Below are 973 nucleotides of genomic sequence, written 5' to 3'. Positions count from 1 at the left end.
AGTGGCGGTGCAGCAGTTGGAGGTTTTTGTAATCATCCTTTCCGCCGAGGCATCTAGGGATGATGTGGTCGGTCTCCACTTGGTCTTCAATAGTGAAGTGCTGTCCGCACCATTTGCATTTGCCTTTCTGGTCTTTCATCAGTCGGGCTTCTTGGTTCGGGATTTCTGCTGATTTCCCTCTCCTCGTTGCCCAGTAGACCCAATTTCCGTCATACGTCGATGCGTCTGGTCTGACCAGCGTGTGGTAGACAATGGGAGTCCAAGCGTGTTTCTGGAGTCGCAGACCATCCTTGGTTTGGAAAATCCACTTGTCCTTCCTTTCATTCCCGCTGCTCAGTTTTGCCATTCCTGTTCGGTAATACTTTCTGAGCGTTTTGTATTTGGCATTTCCGCATCGTGATACTATCCATGCCCGCAATTGTTGCCAGAGTATATCATCCAGTTTATTGAAAATCTCCGAGGAGACTACTCCTGAATAGTACCTTGCCCATCCAGTGATGATGGGGTTGAGATGTTTAATCAGGGAGGCTTGAGGTGCTGTTTTGTGTTTCTTAATCACCTCTTTCACCATTTCAATGTGGGCTTTGATTGATTCCTTATCTGGTTTGATGTGGGTCTTGAAGCCTAGTAGGTTCCCATGTCCACTTTTACCGGATGTATGTTTTCCTTTTGGATATTGCCTGATATTGAATCCTAGAAAGTTGAAACCAGGTTGGACTTTTTCTCCGTCAACTTCAATTTCTCGAAGTGTGTGGCAGATTCTTGTCTTTTCTGGTTTGAGTCTGAGTCCAATGGGCTTTAACCATGAGGAAATGGCAATCTTGCACTGTTCAATGATTTCGAGTTTTGGTGATATGACTACGAAATCATCGGCGTATCTGACGACCGTTGCTTTAATCTTCTGTTTCTTTTTGTTAGGGAAGATTTTGTTGATGTGCCTCACCATTCCATCCAGTGCGATGTTGGCGAGGAG

The 973-nt window shown here is 45.4% G+C and carries 1 protein-coding gene; it reads right to left on the bottom strand.

Going from position 1 to position 973, the window contains the following annotated elements; all coding sequences use genetic code 11:
- Positions 1-973: group II intron reverse transcriptase (locus tag AC0QHF_RS09745; protein ID WP_324704012.1), on the bottom strand; the 973-nt coding region annotated here is incomplete at both ends.

It is taken from the genome of Lyngbya sp. CCY1209 (assembly GCF_055795065.1).
The sequence above is the reverse complement of the archived record's forward strand: the minus strand, read 5'-3'. Positions and strand labels throughout refer to the sequence as shown.